Annotated in this window: 16 protein-coding genes; 9 read left to right on the forward strand and 7 right to left on the reverse strand. The window is 37.0% G+C overall.

Going from position 1 to position 18,475, the window contains the following annotated elements; genetic code table 11:
- Positions 1 to 252 precede the first annotated feature (252 nt).
- Together FB2170_RS15975 and FB2170_RS15980 are read left to right on the forward strand one after the other, a co-directional pair.
- Positions 253 to 2,802, forward strand: coding sequence for an ATP-dependent Clp protease ATP-binding subunit (locus FB2170_RS15975; protein ID WP_013307637.1), 2,550 nt, complete (start codon positions 253 to 255; stop codon positions 2,800 to 2,802).
- Between the two features lie 200 nt (positions 2,803 to 3,002).
- Positions 3,003 to 3,416, forward strand: coding sequence for a hypothetical protein (locus FB2170_RS15980; protein WP_013307638.1), 414 nt, complete (start codon positions 3,003 to 3,005; stop codon positions 3,414 to 3,416).
- A 9-nt stretch (positions 3,417 to 3,425) separates the two neighbouring features.
- Here the strand turns inward: FB2170_RS15980 and FB2170_RS15985 are convergent, their stop codons facing one another.
- The gene (locus FB2170_RS15985) at positions 3,426 to 4,973 is read right to left on the reverse strand and encodes a bifunctional ADP-dependent NAD(P)H-hydrate dehydratase/NAD(P)H-hydrate epimerase (protein WP_013307639.1); all 1,548 of its coding nucleotides are present in this window, start codon (positions 4,971 to 4,973) and stop codon (positions 3,426 to 3,428) included.
- 268 nt (positions 4,974 to 5,241) lie between these two features.
- Between FB2170_RS15985 and thrA the strand changes: the two genes are divergently transcribed.
- From thrA to FB2170_RS16020, 7 genes are all read left to right on the forward strand, one after another.
- Entirely contained in the window at positions 5,242 to 7,686 is a 2,445-nt protein-coding gene (gene thrA, locus FB2170_RS15990; RefSeq protein WP_013307641.1) for a bifunctional aspartate kinase/homoserine dehydrogenase I, read from the forward strand.
- Between the two features lie 3 nt (positions 7,687 to 7,689).
- Positions 7,690 to 8,613 carry a homoserine kinase gene (locus FB2170_RS15995; RefSeq protein WP_013307642.1) on the forward strand — a complete coding sequence of 308 codons (924 nt, stop codon included), beginning with the start codon at positions 7,690 to 7,692 and terminating at the stop codon, positions 8,611 to 8,613.
- Positions 8,614 to 9,909: a threonine synthase gene (gene thrC / locus FB2170_RS16000; RefSeq protein WP_013307643.1), complete on the forward strand. Its 1,296-nt coding sequence runs from the start codon at positions 8,614 to 8,616 to the stop codon at positions 9,907 to 9,909. It begins immediately after the preceding gene.
- Positions 9,910 to 10,004: 95 nt separating this feature from the next.
- On the forward strand, positions 10,005 to 11,090 hold the full coding sequence (gcvT, locus tag FB2170_RS16005; protein WP_013307644.1) for a glycine cleavage system aminomethyltransferase GcvT: 1,086 nt from the start codon (positions 10,005 to 10,007) through the stop codon (positions 11,088 to 11,090).
- Positions 11,091 to 11,118: 28 nt separating this feature from the next.
- A complete protein-coding gene (locus FB2170_RS16010) occupies positions 11,119 to 11,946 on the forward strand; it encodes a sugar nucleotide-binding protein (RefSeq protein ID WP_013307645.1) in 828 nt (275 codons plus the stop codon).
- A gap of 51 nt (positions 11,947 to 11,997) precedes the next feature.
- On the forward strand, positions 11,998 to 12,285 hold the full coding sequence (locus FB2170_RS16015) for a 4a-hydroxytetrahydrobiopterin dehydratase (RefSeq protein ID WP_013307646.1): 288 nt from the start codon (positions 11,998 to 12,000) through the stop codon (positions 12,283 to 12,285).
- Positions 12,286 to 12,362: 77 nt separating this feature from the next.
- A complete protein-coding gene (locus tag FB2170_RS16020) occupies positions 12,363 to 13,073 on the forward strand; it encodes a YebC/PmpR family DNA-binding transcriptional regulator (protein WP_013307647.1) in 711 nt (236 codons plus the stop codon).
- Positions 13,074 to 13,136: 63 nt separating this feature from the next.
- Here the strand turns inward: FB2170_RS16020 and FB2170_RS16025 are convergent, their stop codons facing one another.
- The 6 genes from FB2170_RS16025 to FB2170_RS16050 are packed head-to-tail and all read right to left on the reverse strand — an operon-like array spanning position 13,137 to position 18,295.
- Positions 13,137 to 13,676, reverse strand: a complete 540-nt coding sequence (locus FB2170_RS16025; protein ID WP_013307648.1) for a 1-acyl-sn-glycerol-3-phosphate acyltransferase — start codon at positions 13,674 to 13,676, stop codon at positions 13,137 to 13,139.
- A gap of 9 nt (positions 13,677 to 13,685) precedes the next feature.
- Positions 13,686 to 14,813 (reverse strand): iron-containing alcohol dehydrogenase family protein, encoded by a 1,128-nt coding sequence (locus FB2170_RS16030; protein WP_013307649.1) that lies wholly within the window; start codon positions 14,811 to 14,813, stop codon positions 13,686 to 13,688.
- A gap of 4 nt (positions 14,814 to 14,817) precedes the next feature.
- Positions 14,818 to 15,519 (reverse strand): HAD family hydrolase, encoded by a 702-nt coding sequence (locus tag FB2170_RS16035; RefSeq protein WP_013307650.1) that lies wholly within the window; start codon positions 15,517 to 15,519, stop codon positions 14,818 to 14,820.
- Positions 15,510 to 16,223, reverse strand: coding sequence for a 3-deoxy-manno-octulosonate cytidylyltransferase (kdsB, locus tag FB2170_RS16040; protein WP_013307651.1), 714 nt, complete (start codon positions 16,221 to 16,223; stop codon positions 15,510 to 15,512). The genes FB2170_RS16035 and kdsB overlap by 10 nt, the downstream gene beginning before the upstream one ends.
- Positions 16,224 to 16,257: 34 nt before the next feature.
- Positions 16,258 to 16,830, reverse strand: coding sequence for a DUF4126 domain-containing protein (locus tag FB2170_RS16045; protein ID WP_013307652.1), 573 nt, complete (start codon positions 16,828 to 16,830; stop codon positions 16,258 to 16,260).
- Positions 16,831 to 16,855: 25 nt separating this feature from the next.
- On the reverse strand, positions 16,856 to 18,295 hold the full coding sequence (locus FB2170_RS16050; protein ID WP_013307653.1) for an ATP-dependent RecD-like DNA helicase: 1,440 nt from the start codon (positions 18,293 to 18,295) through the stop codon (positions 16,856 to 16,858).
- Positions 18,296 to 18,475 lie beyond the last annotated feature (180 nt).

An 18,475-nucleotide genomic window follows, 5' to 3' on the forward strand; every position in this document is an offset into this window, starting at 1 on the left:
TTTTATCTATTTATTTTAGTTAAAAAAGCAAGGCAATATACGTAAATTCAAAGCTTTCAATGCACATATCAAATACTTTATCCAAGAATTTATTAACACCTTTTACAGTTCTTTTGGTTGATAATTTCAATGTTAATTATTTTGTAATTCGTGGCTTTTTTCGTCATTTAGGATATGTTTATCGATTATAGGTATGGTATTTGACCTAGATTGCTATAGTTTTACTAATTTTATTGATGATAAGGAGAATATATGGATGATAATTTTTCACCAAGGGTAAAAGATGTAATTGCATACAGCAAAGAAGAGGCATTGCGATTGGGTCATGATTTTATTGGCACAGAGCATTTGATGCTTGGACTTTTACGTGATGGAAATGGAAAGGCAATAAGTATTCTAGACGCCTTGGAGGTTGACTTGGACCACTTACGAAGAAAAGTGGAAATTTTGAGTCCTTCGAATCCCAACCCCAGTGGTGTTCAAAAAGATAAAAAGAACCTTCACTTGACAAGGCAGGCAGAACGTGCTCTTAAGACTACTTTTCTCGAAGCCAAGCTCTTTCAGAGTTCCTCAATAAATACAGCTCATTTGTTGTTGTGCATTCTCAGAAATGAAAATGACCCTACAACCAAATTGCTTCACAAACTTAAAGTTGATTATGATGGGGTAAAAGAACAGTTTAAATTTATGATCACAAGCGATGATGACATCGTTGATTCTCCTACTTCTGAATCTTTTCCAAGTGATTCTGATGATACGAATGAAGGAAAAGAAAGTACTTTTGGTTCAACATCTGGACAAAAAGGAAATAAAAAATCAAAGACCCCTGTTCTTGATAATTTTGGTAGGGATTTAACCATGATGGCAGAGGAGAACAAGTTAGATCCTGTCGTTGGTCGCGAAAAAGAAATCGAGAGGGTTTCTCAAATATTAAGTAGGCGTAAAAAAAACAATCCGTTATTAATTGGTGAGCCTGGAGTTGGTAAAAGTGCTATCGCTGAAGGTTTGGCGTTACGTATTATCAACAAAAAGGTATCTAGGATTCTTTACAACAAACGTGTAGTTACGTTGGATTTGGCTTCTCTAGTTGCAGGAACAAAATATCGTGGGCAATTCGAGGAACGTATGAAAGCCGTCATGAACGAATTAGAAAAGAATGATGATGTTATTCTTTTCATTGATGAAATCCATACTATTGTTGGGGCTGGTGGAGCTACCGGAAGTTTAGATGCGTCAAACATGTTCAAACCAGCTTTGGCCAGAGGTGAGATTCAATGTATTGGAGCTACTACCTTAGATGAATACAGACAATATATAGAGAAAGATGGAGCTTTAGAACGTAGGTTCCAAAAGGTAATCGTAGAACCTACATCTGTAAGTGAGACGATTGAAATTCTCCAAAATATTAAAGGAAAATATGAGGAGCATCATAATGTAGAGTACACAGATGATGCCATTGTTGCATGTGTAAAATTGACCAATAGATATATGACAGATAGATTTCTGCCAGACAAGGCCATCGATGCCTTGGATGAAGCAGGATCAAGAGTACATATAGTTAATATGGATGTTCCTAAACAGATTTTGGAGCTTGAAAAACAGCTCGAAGATGTAAAGGATCTAAAAAACAGCGTGGTCAAAAAACAGAAATATGAAGAGGCCGCGAAGCTGCGCGATGATGAAAAAAGAATAGAGAAAGAACTTGCTGTTGCCCAAGAAAAATGGGAAGAAGACAGTAAATTACATAAAGAGGTTGTTTCTGAGGATAATGTCGCCGATGTGGTTTCAATGATGAGTGGAATTCCTGTAAATAGAATAGCACAAACCGAAAGTAACAAACTTGCAGAATTACCAGAACTTATTAAATCCAATGTTATTGGACAGGATGAAGCCGTGGCCAAAGTTGCCAAAGCCATTCAACGTAACCGTGCCGGGCTAAAAGACCCAAACAAACCTATAGGTTCGTTTATTTTCCTCGGTCAAACCGGGGTTGGTAAAACACAACTTGCAAAAGTCTTGGCAAAAGAGCTTTTTGACTCTGAAGATGCACTTATTCGTATTGATATGAGTGAGTATATGGAGAAATTTGCGATTTCTAGATTGGTAGGAGCTCCTCCTGGATATGTTGGGTATGAAGAAGGCGGACAATTAACTGAAAAAGTAAGGCGCAAACCTTATTCGGTTATTCTGTTGGATGAAGTCGAAAAAGCGCATCCAGATGTCTTTAATATGATGCTTCAAGTATTGGATGACGGTTTCTTAACGGATAGTCTGGGTAGAAAAATTGATTTTAGAAATACGATTATCATTATGACCTCAAATATTGGGGCAAGACAATTGAAAGATTTTGGCCAAGGAGTAGGTTTTGGTACCGCAGCCAAAAAATCACAGGCCGATAGTCATCAGAAAAGTGTAATAGAGAATGCTTTGAAGAAAGCATTTGCACCTGAGTTTTTAAATAGAATTGATGATGTTATCGTATTCAACGCTTTAGAGCGAGAAGACATTCACAAAATCATAGATATTGAGTTAGCAAAGCTTTTTGCCCGTATTAAGGATATAGGGTACAACCTGAGCCTAACTGATGAAGCCAAGGACTACATAGCTGAAAAAGGCTTTGATAAACAATATGGTGCTAGACCTTTGAAAAGAGCCATTCAAAAATATATTGAGGATGCTTTGGCAGAGGAAATCGTGAACTCAAAACTTGAAGAGGGAGATAGCATTTTTATGGAATTAGACAAAAAGAAAGAAGCCTTGACAATAAAAATAAAAAAAGCTAAAAAGCCTTCTAAAACATAGTAAACAGTAAGAATATTAATATAAGGGAGTCGTATTTGATCGACTCCCTTTTTTTATTGTCATTTTTCTCTATTCAATAAATTAATGCAATGTTCATTCAACTTTGGCAGTATATACGATATTTAGGCCTTTAATCTAATTTTTTATTATTTAGTACCACTTCCCATTACATTCGTTTCAGACACTATAACACAGATGAAATGCACGTGGGATCAACCAAGAAAACCATAATCGTCAGGGAATACCATTTAGAGATAGGTGTAGTACAAGTTTATAAAAATCATATGGTTGCTATTTTTGAGGAAGGAGCAACTTTAACTCTTGAAAGAGCTTATCAAATTATTGGAATTTCAGAAATACATTTTAGAGATAGGCCTTTCGGATACATTAGTTTACGAAAAAGTTCATATGCTGTTGACCCAACAGTATATACATATCTCAGAGAACTTGAAAATATGAAGGCATTTGCCATTGTTTCCGTGAAGGAAATAGATATGCATAACTTCAAAATCGAGAAACTGTTCTACAAAAAACCAATGAAGTTCTTCATAGAATATGATAATGCATTGTCTTGGGTGAAAAAACGTGTTAAAGCCGCAAAAAAAGGTTCCTAGATAAAAAAACTATTCTTTCTCCTGTGGAGTTTCCTCTACGGGTGGCTCAGGTACTTTGAACAAATCTATATACGCCATACCAATTGAATCAATCATTTTTGATGCTGTAAGCGCTTGATATCCTGTTTGCTCAACAGCAATGTCCCCTGCTACACCATGTAGATAAACACCAAAGATCGCGGCATTTAAAGCATCATACCCTTGTGCTATTAAACCGGTAACAATTCCTGTTAGTACATCTCCGCTTCCCGCTGTAGCCATACCAGGGTTGCCTGTGGTATTTACATAGCCTTTATTTTCGTATATGGTTATGGTATGGGCTCCTTTAACAATTAGAATAACATCATATTTTTTTGAAAATGCCTTTGCCTTCCTTAACTTTTCAAAATCGCTCTTCCATTTTCCAATCAAGCGTTCTAATTCCTTAGGGTGCGGTGTTAAAATCGTTTTTGAGGGTAGTTTCTTCAACAAACTTTTGTTAGCTGCAAGCAAATTCAATCCGTCTGCATCAACAACCAATGACGTTTTTACCGCGTCCAGAAAAATGGAAAAAGCATCAGCAGTTTCCTTTTCAGTTCCAATACCAACACCAACACCGATTACCGATGGCTCCATATCAAACTTGATTTCACTTATGATCTTTTCGTTCTTATCAGTTAAAACCATAGCTTCTGGTAAATAAGTCTGAATAGGTAAATATCCACATTGAGGCACATACGTTGTAACCAATCCGCTTCCAATATTCAAACAGGCCTTAGCGCTCAAAGAAACTGCACCTATCTTTCCATAACTGCCTCCTATAATCAAAGAATGACCAAAAGTGCCTTTATGAGAGAATTTTTCCCTAGGAATATACATTGGGAGCACTTCATTCTTCCCGATTAATTCATATTCCGCTTCTATCTTATTCAAAAACTCAGCATCCAAACCAATATCCAATACCTCCCACTGATTGCTATAAACGCCTGTTTCTGGTAAGAAAAAAACCAATTTAGGAGCTTGGAAACTCAGCACATGGTTTGCCTTTACCACCGCATCTTCATCCTCAACGGATTTATTCATGAAAACCCCTGATGGTATATCAACGGCAAGAACAAACGCTCTTGAATCATTGATATGCTTCATTAGGTTGGCAACCCAAATATCGGGAGTCCTATTCAAACCAATTCCGAAAATGGCATCAACAATAATATCGTCTGGGCCAATCACTGGAAACTCACAATCACTCTCCAGAAAATGGGGCCAAATCTTACGATCTTTGAGCCTATCTAAATTAATTAAGAAGTCTTTGGATCGCTTATCACTATAATTGACCACATTCACTTCAATATTATAACCATGATCCTTTAAATGCCTTGCCAGGGCCATTCCGTCCCCGCCATTATTGCCAATACCACAAAATAGATGGATTTTGACCTGCGCGCCTTGCATTCTCAAGTGCATCCAGTTAAATATCTGAACAGCAGCCCGCTCCATAAGTTCATTACTGGAAATCTGCTGTTTTTCAATTGTGAATTTGTCAGCAGCGTATATCTGATCCGAGGTAAAAAATTTCATTCAGTAAGAATTATTGGCGAATTTTATCGATTCCGTAAAAATCGAATGAAACGTTTGATTAGCAAGTCAAAAGTACTACTTTTGGTTCTTACAACGAAGCATGCCTTTTAACAATTCGGACATATCAGCTTTATATTCTGCATTTATCAATGGATGCAATACTACGATTACCCGTACAACCCCTTTGGGGTAAAACACTACATATAATCCGTCCGTTTTTGCAGTTTCCCGCAAAGAATCACTCAGTTTCAGTTAATCAAGTTATATAATGAAGGTTTTAAAATTCGGTGGCACTTCAGTTGCCAATGCCCAAAATATCAATCTAGTAAAAAACATTGTTTCTCTTTCAGATAGCGCTAAAACTGTAATAGTTGTATCGGCATTTGGTGGAGTAACTGATTTATTATTGAATACGGCCAACCTTGCGGCTTTACAGGATGATTCATATAAATCTTTTTTGCAGGAGGTTGAAGAAAGGCATTTAAATACAATAAAGGAACTGATACCAATCAATTCCCAGAGCAGAGTTCTAAGTAAAGTTAAAAGTGAACTCAATACTTTGGAGACGCTTTTGGAAGGAGCTTTTTTAATAGGGGAAATTACTCCTAAGCTTTCTGATAAAATAGTAAGTTATGGTGAACTTTTGTCATCATATATTATAGGAGAGTTTTTCTCTGAATCTGGATTGGATGTAATTCAAAAAGACAGTAGGGAGCTAATCAAAACCAATGAAATAAATGGTAAAGCTGCGGTAAACTTTAAGCTCACGGACGAATTATGTAGAGATTTTATCTTTAAAACACCTCATAAAATAATTGTTCTTGCAGGCTTTATTGCGTCCTCAGAGAATGGAGGGTCGACAACATTAGGTCGTGGCGGGTCAGATTATACCGCAGCAATCATTGCAGCAGCTATAAACGCTGTATTATTGGAAATCTGGACCGATGTCAGTGGAATGTATACTGCAAATCCAAGATTGGTAAAACAGGCGAAAGCTATACCTCATATTTCCTATGAGGAAGCGATGGAACTTTCCCACTTTGGAGCCAAAGTACTTTATCCGCCCACTATTCAACCTGTACTATCAAAAGGCATTTCAATCCAAATTAAAAATACTTTTGATCCTGAAAACGCAGGAACCATAATTACTAAAAACAGAAACGAAGAAGGAAAAACAGTGCGCGGAATCACCCATGTGGAAAACATAGCACTACTTTCTCTTGAGGGTCCGGGAATGGTAGGTGTTCCAGGGATTTCCAAACGATTTTTCGAGGTGCTTTCCCAATCCAATATAAGTGTGGTCCTAATTACACAGGCTTCGTCTGAACATTCAATATGTGTTGGCGTCTCCGCAAATGATGTGGCAGAAGCTGAACAGAGTGTGAATGATGCATTCGCTTATGAAATTAGTGGTGGAAAAATAAAGCCTGTTATTGTTGAATCCAATTTGGCAATTATAGCTTTGGTAGGAGATAACATGAAAAGTCATCAAGGGCTAAGCGGTAAAATGTTCAGTACTCTTGGCAGAAACAATGTGAATATAAGAGCTATTGCACAAGGTGCTTCCGAACGTAATATTTCGGGAGTCATTAATAAAGAAGATGTAAAAAAAGCCTTGAATTCGCTGCATGAAGAGTTTTTTGAAGAAAACATAAAACAACTGAACCTTTTTGTTATGGGAGTTGGAAATGTTGGAGGCAAATTCCTTGACCAAATAAAACAACAGAAAAAATTCCTGAAAGAGAACTTAAAGTTAAATCCCCGGGTTATTGGCATATCTAACTCAAGGACCATGGTTTTTGATGAAGACGGGATATCCTTGAAAAATTGGGAATCACTTTTGTCTGAAGGCGAAAAAGCTGACAAGTCAAAATTCTTTGAAACCGTCAATAAACTGAATTATCGCAATAGTATTTTTGTTGATAATACTGCGAGTGAAGAAGTTTCTGAAACTTATAATTCGTATTTGGAAAATAGTATCTCTGTAGTCACTTGTAATAAAATAGCCTGTTCATCTAACTATTCAAATTATTTAGATCTTAAAGAATTGTCCAGGGAGTACAATGCACCGTTCCTATTCGAAACGAATGTTGGTGCAGGGTTACCAATAATTGACACCCTTAAACATCTTATTGCTTCAGGTGACAAAGTCCAGAAAATACAAGCTGTGCTTTCTGGCAGCTTAAATTTTGTCTTTAACAATTTTGATGATAAAACAACATTTCAGGATGTGGTTAAAAAGGCACAAGAAGAAGGTTATACGGAACCTGACCCAAAAATAGACCTTAGCGGTATCGATGTGATGCGGAAAATCCTGATTCTTGCGCGAGAGAGTGGAAATCAACTTGAAATCGATGATATTGAAAACAAATCATTCTTACCTCAAGAGAGTTTGGATACAAACAATAATGATGCCTTTTTTGTTTCGTTACAAAAACATGAAGCTTCGTTTCAGGAATTATATAAAAAGGCTCAGGAAGCGGATAGTAAGTTAAAATATGTGGCGCAATTTGAAGATGGAAAGGCCAGAGTAGGATTGCAACAAATTCCAAAGGGTCACGATTTTTATAATCTTGAAGGCAGTGATAACATTGTCCTATTCTATACCGAACGCTATCCTAACCTACCTATGATTATCAAAGGGGCGGGAGCAGGAGCCGATGTTACGGCATCAGGAATTTTTGCTGATATTATTAGAATTGGTAACTTTTAGATCATGAAATCAATTAGAGTTTTTTGCCCAGCTACTATAGCCAATATTTCTTGTGGATTTGATGTCCTAGGTGTTGCCTTGGATACAGTTGGTGATGAAATGGTCATTCATAAAGTGGCAAAAAAAGGTATTCGGATAACAAAATTGGTAGGACAGGATCTACCCTTAGAAACAGAAAAAAATGTTGCTGGTGTTGCTGGTATGGCTCTTTTAGAAGCTAGTGGATACGAAGGTGGTTTTGAAATTGAGATTTTTAAAAATATTAAAGCAGGTAGCGGAATTGGGAGCAGTGCAGCTAGTTCAACAGGTGCCGTTTGGGCAATGAACCAATTATTGGATGAACCGTTCCCAACTTCTAAATTGGTAGAATTTGCTATGGAAGGAGAACAATTGGCCAGTGGCGTAGCCCATGCCGATAATGTAGCCCCTGCCCTATTTGGTGGGTTTACCTTAGTACGCAGCTATAACCCTTTAGATATTATTCCAATAAACAGCCCATCAGAACTATACGCAACGATTATTCACCCTCAAATTGAGGTGAAGACTTCTGATTCAAGAAAAATTTTAAAAACCAACATTTCGTTAAAAGATGGTATTAAACAATGGGGCAATGTAGGCGGGTTGATTGCCGGTCTGTTTACAGAGGACTATGATTTAATAGGACGCTCTTTGGTTGATCATATTGTTGAACCAATTCGCTCTATTCTGATACCAGGTTTTAATGAAGTTAAAACAAAATCTATGGAGGCAGGGGCTTTAGGGTGTGGTATTTCAGGTTCTGGCCCTTCAATTTTCGCTTTTAGCAAAGGAGAAAGTATTGCGCAAGAGGTAGCTCTGGCAATGTCTCGAGTTTATCAAAATATTCAGATAGACTATGATGTACACGTCTCTAAAATAAATACCCAAGGCATTAAAATATTAAACTAAATGAACTTTTACAGTCTAAATAAAAAAGCACCTAACGTTTCTTTCAAAGATGCTGTTATAAAAGGAATAGCTCCTGATAAGGGACTTTATTTTCCTGAAAGCATTACCCCTTTGTCCAGTTCTTTTTTTGAAAATATAGAATCGCTCTCTAATACTGAAATCGCATTTGAAGCCATTCGTCAATTCGTTTACGATGAGATTCCCGATGATGCTATAAAAGCAATTCTCAAAGAGGTATTGGATTTTGAATTTCCTCTTGTCCAAATTGAGGAAAATATTGCGACTCTAGAACTCTTTCACGGCCCAACAATGGCCTTCAAGGATGTTGGAGCCAGATTTATGGCCCAATGTTTAGGCCATTTTTCAAAAAGTATTAATAATGAGGTTACTGTGTTGGTTGCTACTTCAGGAGATACAGGTGGGGCAGTTGCGAATGGTTTTCTTGGAGTTGCCGGGGTGAACGTAGTAATTCTATACCCCAGTGGAAAGGTAAGCGACATACAGGAAAGACAGCTTACAACGCTTGGGAACAATATTACAGCCTTGGAGGTTGACGGCACTTTTGACGATTGCCAGAAAATGGTAAAAACAGCATTCATAGATACGGATTTGCTTGATTATATGCAGTTGACTTCCGCAAACTCAATCAATGTTGCTCGTTGGCTACCCCAGTTGTTTTATTTTCTATTTGCTTACAAGCAAGTGAAGGCAGAATACAAAGAAATTGTTTTCTCCGTGCCAAGCGGAAATTTCGGAAATATCTGCGCAGGAATGGTAGCCCAACGTTTGGGCATGCCCGTAAAACACTTTGTAGCCTCCACCAATGTAAATGATACGGTTCCTGAGTTTATGAGGACTGGAACATATCATCCAAAACCCTCCACCGCAACAATTTCAAATGCCATGGATGTTGGTGACCCAAGTAATTTTATTAGAATCAGGCATTTGTTCAATGATGATTTTGAAGCACTTAACAAAAATCTCAGCTCTTATTCTTTTACAGATTTTGAGACCAAAGAAGCCATGAAACATATTAAGCAAACATCTGGTTATATAGCGGATCCTCATGGAGCTGTAGGCTATTTGGGTTTCAAACAATATCAAAAATCCCATCCAAACACTTTTGGTATCTTTTTAGAAACGGCCCATCCTGTTAAATTTTTGGATGTTGTGGAAGAAACAATCAATATTTCCCCAGCAATACCGCCCCAAATACAAAAGGTTATAGGTAAGGAAAAAAAATCTGTCAAAATCAGCGAGTATACTGAACTTAAACAGTTCTTGCTAAATCAATAATAGAGCCCTTTTACTTCATTCCCAACTTTGATTAAAGAGGTATTGATCATCAAGTTTTTTTGAATACATTTGCTCAACTTTTAAAACAAGTTTTTATGAAGAATACAGCTTTATCCGAAACCCATGAAGCATTGGGAGCGAAAATGGTTCCGTTTGCAGGATATAATATGCCTGTCTCTTATGAAGGTGTAAACATTGAACATGAGACTGTTAGAAATGGTGTTGGCGTTTTTGATGTTTCACATATGGGAGAGTTTTTGGTTGAAGGACCAAACGCTTTGGATTTGATTCAAAAGGTAACCTCAAATGACGCTTCTAAATTAACCATAGGAAAAGCACAGTACAGCTGTTTACCCAATGAAACTGGAGGTATCATAGATGACTTAATCGTTTATAAAGTAAAAGACGAAACATATCTCTTGGTTGTCAATGCATCAAATATCGAAAAAGATTGGAATCATATTTCAAAATATAACAATGAATTCAATGCGGAAATGAAGAATATCTCTGAAGGATATTCTTTATTGGCAATTCAAGGTCCAAAAGCTGTTGAAGCTATGCAGAGTATTACCTCAGTAGACTTAAGCGCTATAAAATTCTACAATTTTGTAGTTGCTGATTTTGCAGGGTTAGAGCATGTAATTATCTCAGCAACTGGATACACGGGTTCAGGCGGTTTTGAAATCTACTGTAAGAATAGTGAAGTAAAACAAGTATGGGACAAGATTTTCGAAGCGGGTGCTGATTTTGGAATAAAACCAATTGGCCTTGCTGCCAGGGATACATTACGGTTAGAAATGGGGTATTGTCTTTACGGAAATGACATTTCTGATGAAACTTCACCATTTGAAGCGGGTCTTGGTTGGATAACCAAATTCACAAAAGATTTTGTAAACAGTGAAGCTCTGGCCAAGGAAAAAGAACATGGCGCCAAGCGCAAACTAATTGCATTTGAATTGGACGATCGCGGAATTCCACGTCAGGGTTATGATATTGTAGACGGACAAGGAAAGACCATTGGAGAAGTTACCTCAGGAACTATGTCACCCTCCTTGGGTAAAGGCATAGGCTTAGGATATGTGCCAAAGATATTTACAGAAGTTGGCAGTAAAATCAATATCCAAATACGAAAAAATGCTGTCCCTGCCTCGGTAATAAAACTACCATTTTACAAAGGCTAAATCACAAATCAATAAGCATTATTGATTAATGGAGGAAGGCGGTAAGAAAATATTGATTTTAGGTGCTAGTGGCTTTATAGGCAATGCTATCTATAAAGAACTATGCTCCTATTTCGACACCTATGGCACCTATTATTCCGCTCGAAGATCTTTCGAGAATAATCAACAGTTTTTTAAATATGATTTGGAAGAAGATGATATTTTCGAATTATTGGAAAATATTCGGCCACAGATTATCATATCGGCCTTAAGAGGAAATTTTGCCGCTCAAATTCAAGCGCACCAACATCTGGTGGAGTATATTTCGGAAAATGATTGCAAATTATTTTTTATATCATCAGCCAATGTTTTCGATGCGTATAGTAAATATCCTTCCTACGAGAATGACAAAACTTTGTCTGAAAGTATTTATGGTCGGTTTAAAATCAAAATCGAAAATATGCTTTTACGGTTGCCAAGACAGAAAATGGCAATATTGAGGGTTCCGATGGTTTTTGGGAATTCATCACCAAGAATCAAAGAAATAAAGAACCGCATATGGGATAATGAACCACTCGAAGTCTTTCCTAACCTAATCATGAATGTAACACATGATGATAAATTGACCCAACAAGTACATTACCTCATCAACCAAAACAAAAGTGGTGTTTTTCATTTGGGTAGTAAAGACCTGGTTCATCACGAGGATTTTATTAAAGATGTTGTTGAACGTATTGGTAAATTCAACCCAATCTTCAAAAGAATATATACAACCAATGATAATCATTATCTAGCCGTGCTTTCCAAAAGCAACAAACTCCCCATAAATCTTCAAACTTCGTATCAAGAAATAATTGACCATCATGTTTTGATTTAATTTTGACCTGCATAAGAATTTAGCTTTCTTAACTTTGTGAAAACAAAAATTATGACAAAACTAAGCGAGGTGGAAATTGGACTACAACTGGAGATATTGGAAGGTTGGGAGTATGTTGATGGTGCAATAGAAACCACTTTTGAATTTAAAGATTTCAAAGAGGCATTTTCAATTATGACCAGAATTGCTTTTGAGTGTGAAGCGCAGAACCATCACCCCGATTGGAGTAATGTCTACAATACATTAAATATACGGTTGAATACCCATGAGGCGGAAGGTGTTACAATGAAAGATTTTGAATTGGCCCAAACCATTGAAGCATTAATAGAAAGTGACTAGCGTTAAGCATTGAATTAGACTTGTCAAGGGGTTAAATTTTATTAAATTTGCTTTCATTGAAATAAACTAATAATAGAATGGGAAGAGCTTTTGAATTTAGGAAGGCACGAAAGATGAAAAGATGGTCCGCCATGTCCAAAGCGTTTACACGCATTGGAAAGGACATTGTAATGGCGGTGAAAGAAGGTGGTCCTGACCCTAATTCCAACTCAAGACTAAGGGCTGTGATTCAAAACGCCAAATCTGTGAACATGCCCAAAGACAATGTTGAACGGGCAATTAAAAGGGCAACAGATAAAAGTCTAGGCGATTATAAAGAAGTATTGTTCGAAGGCTACGCTCCCCATGGTATTGCGATTTTGGTAGAAACCGCCACGGATAATAACACAAGAACTGTTGCCAATGTGAGAAGTTATTTTAACAAATGCAATGGTAATTTGGGAACGTCTGGCTCTGTGGAATTCATGTTCGATCACACCTGTAATTTTCGAATTCCGGCGGAGGGCATTGACCCAGAGGAATTAGAACTTGAAATGATAGATTTTGGCGCCGAAGAAGTTTTTGTTGATGAAGATGGAATTCTGATCTATGCCCCATTTGAAAGTTTTGGAGCCATACAAAAAGAATTGGAAAAAAGGGAAATAGAAATTCTCTCCTCAGGTTTTGAAAGAATACCACAAGTAACTAAAAAACTTACTGAAGAAGAAACTACCGATGTCGAAAAACTATTGGAAAAAATCGAAGAAGATGATGATGTACAGAATGTGTATCATACAATGGAGGAGTAATTAATATCCAAGAACAATAAAAATGAATCGTGGTTTTACTTGATTCGTTATGATATAATCAATTCAAATACCATACTCAGGTATTTTGCCCACCACCCCTTGGAAAAAAGAAATATACGTTTTATAATCCTCATTCAAATTTTTTGAAGGAATTTGTGGTTCAGAAAATTTAATCTGCTTATTACCATAATCGAAAGCTACAAGTACGATTGGTACGTTTGCAGTTTTTGCTATATAATAGAATCCCGTCTTCCACTTATCAACCTTTTTACGAGTGCCTTCAGGTGATAATGCCAACCGAAATACTTTTTTCTCCTTGAATATATTGGCTATCGCAGTAACTGTATCATTGCTTTTTGAACGATCGATCGGTGCTCCTCCCATCCACCTAAAAAACCAGCCAAAAGGGGGGGTAAAAAGACTTTTTTTGCCAATGAAATTTATATCTTGATTAATTACACTACGAATTAACAATCCTAAAAAAAAATCGACCCAACTGGTATGTGGTACCACCGCAACAACACATTTATCCAATTTTGGAAACTCACCTACTGTTTTCCAACCCAGTAATCTATAATAAATGAACTTCCCAAGTTTATGCATCCAATATTTCTAAATTTTTTGGTAGATTGATTTTAGCTTGGCAGGTGTAATTATTTTTTCCCAACCTTTACCCAAAGCATTCTCCCATAAAGGAATCATGCCCATAGATACAGAAATCATTGTATTGAATTCATCCTCCGATAAATTCTTACATAACCCTTCAGGTAATTGAATTTCGTGCTTTTCGCGCATTATCCTGAACAATGCCACACCTTCAGGATAAAACTCTTCTAAATGCTGGAAAACCAAGCAATTTCCAAGACCGTGCCTTACGCCTAAAAGGTATGATAACCCGTAACTCATAGCGTGTGCAACACCTACTTGTGAATAGGCTATACTCATGCCTCCATGCCAAGATGCCATCATTAATTTATCTCTTGATTCACAGGGGGTAAGGTCATCTAGAAACACTTCCTTACAAAGTTCAAAGGCCTTTTCACCATAACTCTGACTAAATGCATTCAAAAAAGTACCATTTAGAGATTCAATACAGTGAATATAGCAATCCATTCCCGTATAAAACCATTGTTCTCTTGAAACTCCTTTTGTTAAATCTGGATCCAATACGACCTGATCAAAAGTTGTATAATCTGAGTTAATTCCTAATTTTTTTTCAGGACCCAATAAAACTGTTGTCCTTGAGACCTCTGCACCAGTTCCACTTATTGTTGGTATTCCAACATGATATATTGATGGTTTATTGACTAAATCCCAACCCTGATAAAGAGAAGAACTACCTTCATTGTTCATCATAATGGCAACAGCCTTTGCCAAATCCATTATAGACCCGCCTCCTATTCCCACAATTCCAGAGGGAATCTCAGAGAAATCATTCCTTATCTTTTGTACCAAAGCATCAACCTGGTGGGTTTTGGGTTCTTCCGCTGTTGAAACAAAAATAATTTGATCACAAAATATTGCAGGAATTCTTCGAGTTAATTCATTTCCTTCAAAAACATCATCAACCAAAAAAATAAATGGAGAATCAGAATGCTTTCGTTTTGGCATTAATATTTCACCTAATTGATTGAAACTTCCTTTGCCAAAAACCACTCGAGGTACCATGGGAAAGTTTCTAAACTTCTCATTAACACCTGAGGATGTATTTTCAATACCTTTTTTATTCTTCAATTTCATAGCATTAATTCAAATAGTCCAAGACATCCTTTAAACTATTTATTTTGAGATAATCATAATCTTCGTCCTCAAATGATACCTGTTCGTGTTGCCACGTGGTATGAAAAGGAACATGGACAGCCTTGGCCCCAATATTTATAATAGGCAACACGTCGGATTTTAGGGAATTACCAATCATTAAAAACTCATCAACCTCTATTTCAAGATGTTCTAATAGGTTTTTATAATTCTCTTCTTTTTTATCGCTCAGCACTTCTACATGATGAAAATAATTTGATAAACTGGATCTTTCGAGCTTTCGTTCCTGATCTAACAAATCACCTTTGGTCAGAACAATCAAACGATATTTATCACCCAGTTCTTTTAGTACTTCTTTGACCCCATCTAACAATTCGACAGGATGGGCAATCATTCTCTTTCCAAGATTCAATATTTCCTGAATAGTTGCTTGCGAAACTTTGTTATTTGACAATTCAAGAGAGGATTCAATCATAGAAAGCATAAATCCTTTTATACCGTAACCGTATAATTCCAAATTGTCCATTTCTTTTTTGAACAATTCTTGATCAATTTTATTCTTGGTCTCAAAACCTTCTAACAAGTTCGCAAATTGCTCCTCGGTTTCTCTAAAATAAGTCTCATTTACCCAAAGCGTATCATCAGCATCAAAACCAATTACTTTGATGTTGCTAAAATCTACTTCCATGCGTCTTGAGCTCTTTTTAAATCTTCAGGGGTATCAATTTCAATTCCGCTAACAACAGTTTCTACCATTTTAATTTTCTTGCCATACTCCAAATACCTGATAGCTTCAATTTTTTCTTTGGCCTCTAAAGGCAACATAGGCAATCGCTGAAAATCCATCAGAGCACGTTTTCTAAAAGCATAAATACCTTTGTGCTTGTAATAAATATTCTCTATATCCTCATCTCTCGGATAAGGAATTGGAGATCTTGAAAAATAGAGTGCGAAATTACGATTATCAACAATAACCTTTACAGTATTAGGGTTGTTTATTTCCTCCCAATCATTAATCCTTACCATAAGTGAAGCTAAGTCTATCTCCTCGGTATGATCTTCTTTAAAAACCTTAAGAACACTTGCCAAACTTTCGCGATCGGTAAAAGGTTCATCACCTTGTACGTTCACAATAATGTCAACATTCATATTCATAACAGCCTCAGCAATACGGTCACTACCGCAGTCATGCTCTTTAATGCTCATAATGGCGTTACCACCAGCCTCTACAATTGTCTCATATATGATATCACTATCGGTAACCACATAAACCTCATGAAATAATCTTGTACTGACAGCAGCCTCATAGGTTCTAAGAATTACCGGTTTTCCAGAAAGGTCCTGCATTAATTTTGCTGGAAATCTGGAAGCCGCATAACGGGCAGGAATCATGGCAATAATCTTCACTTATTTCTCTTTTGATTGATTAATTACTTTTCGCCTTTGGTCTTAATCTTCGATATATCATAAATACGAATACCAAAATAACAATGACCAAAAAAGCTGCTAATATAGGTGCAAAAATCGAAGCGGCAGATACAACCAATGCAGTTCCAGTCTCCACGGTTGAAACCAATGGATTGGCCACTCCTCCAGTTGTTGCTGTCGAAGCCAATCTAGTTGAAGCTCCGGCTCCTTTTATTGCTGTGGCCGTACCGCCCCCAGCAATAATTGCCAAAGACCAAGTAACTACAGGATCCAAATTTGCAACCGTTGAGACCATTACAGCCGTACCGGCAATCGCAGCTAGCGGTATAGCTATACTATCCAAAAGGTTATCTACCCATGGAATAAAATAGCCAAATATCTCAGCTAAAGTTGCTGCTCCAAGCGTTATCAAAGCCGCCATACTCCCTATCCATTGCCAACTTTCATTAAGCTCCCAGACCCCAAAATAAGAGGCAAGGCTCAAAGCAAACAATGGCAGAAAAACACGGAAACCAACAGATGCGGCCAAGCCGACACCCAAGAATATGCTTATTATTGTTTCAGAGTTCATTTCTTATACTTTTCACTAAATTAAGTTATTCCGTTTCAAGAAAAAAATCAGATTTAAAACCAATGAGATACAATTGTTTCTTGGCTCTGGTAACTGCGGTATACAACCAACGTAGATATTCTTTGTCAATGCCATTGGGCAAATAGGGCTGCTCCACAAAAACTGTATCCCATTGCCCTCCTTGAGATTTATGGCAGGTTATGGCATAAGAGAATTTCACCTGCAGCGCATTGAAATATTTATTGTTTTTTACACCCAAAAACTTCTTGTATTTTGATTTTTCATGAGCATAATCCTTCATTACCTCTTGATACAATTTATTGCCATCTTCATACGATAAAGAAGGCGTTACTGCCTGAATGGTATCCAACAATAAAACAGTTTCAAATGGGCGCTGGTTGGGATAGTCAACCATTTGCACTTTTACTTCTGCAAATTTGAATTCATACAGCTCTTTTATAGCAAAAATTTCAAGAATTTCTATTATATCCCCATTTGCAATAAAACCAGCTTCGGAAGTTGGTTTTAACCAAAAGTAATTGTTTTTGACCACCATCATATAATCACCCACCGCCAAGTCATTTTCCAAAAAAAGAATACGGCTTCGAATGTTTTCATTATAGAGGTTTGCCCTTTTATTGGAACGCACAATTATGGTTGTTTCTTCCTTGCCATTTTCAGAATATGAGGCATCTATAGCTTCTTGGATTTCATAACCATCAACTAACCTAACAATATCTGAATAGGCGCTAACATCAAACTTAAAGTCATCAAAAAAAGTACCTTGCAATTGCTCCCTTAAAATAGTGGCATTAACCAAAATCCCCGAGTCCTCAGACTGTCGTACAACCTCATCCAACTCTAATCTGGTTACTTCTTTATTATAATTCAGAGATAATTTACCTTCGTCTAAAGCCGGACTTAAATCTAAATGCACAGGGGGAAGTTGGGCAGTATCCCCTATCAATATCAACTTACAATTATGTCCTGAATAAGTGAACATCAAAAGGTCATCTAACAAAGAACCATTTTCAAACAATTTGGAATCTGCCGGAGTATCAGGAATCATTGAGGCTTCGTCGACTATGAATATCGTATCACGGTGCTTATTGGGTGCCAAAACAAACTGAACTCCCCCTCCGGTCTGCTTTTTGGGAAAGTATATCTTCCGATGGATTGTAAAAGCCTGGGTATTTGAATAATTTGACATCACTTTGGCCGCCCTTCCTGTAGGTGCCATGAGCACAGCTTTCATGGTACTTCGCCATAAATTGTTCACCAAGGTACCGACAATCGTGGTTTTTCCTGTTCCCGCAAATCCTTTCAACAAAAACAAGCGTTCTTTTTCCTTGGACAGCACATAACTCGCCAATTGTTGCAAGGCAACAGATTGTTTTGGAGTAGGTTCATGTGGAAATTTTTCCTTTAGGATGGCAAAAAACGATGAGTCGGTAAGCGTGTTCATAGAATCCAAATATAAAGAGGATTATTGGTGATGAGGGTCATAATAAGAATATTCTATGCTAAAACCAGAAATTGCTACATTGACCAAAATATAAATGATAGAGGGCTAAAACAGTACACGTCAAGCCTATTATGCTTTCATATAAGAGGATAAAAACATCCAAATTCCCGAAAAACTGAC

It is taken from the genome of Maribacter sp. HTCC2170 (assembly GCF_000153165.2).
Lineage (GTDB): Bacteria > Bacteroidota > Bacteroidia > Flavobacteriales > Flavobacteriaceae > Maribacter_A.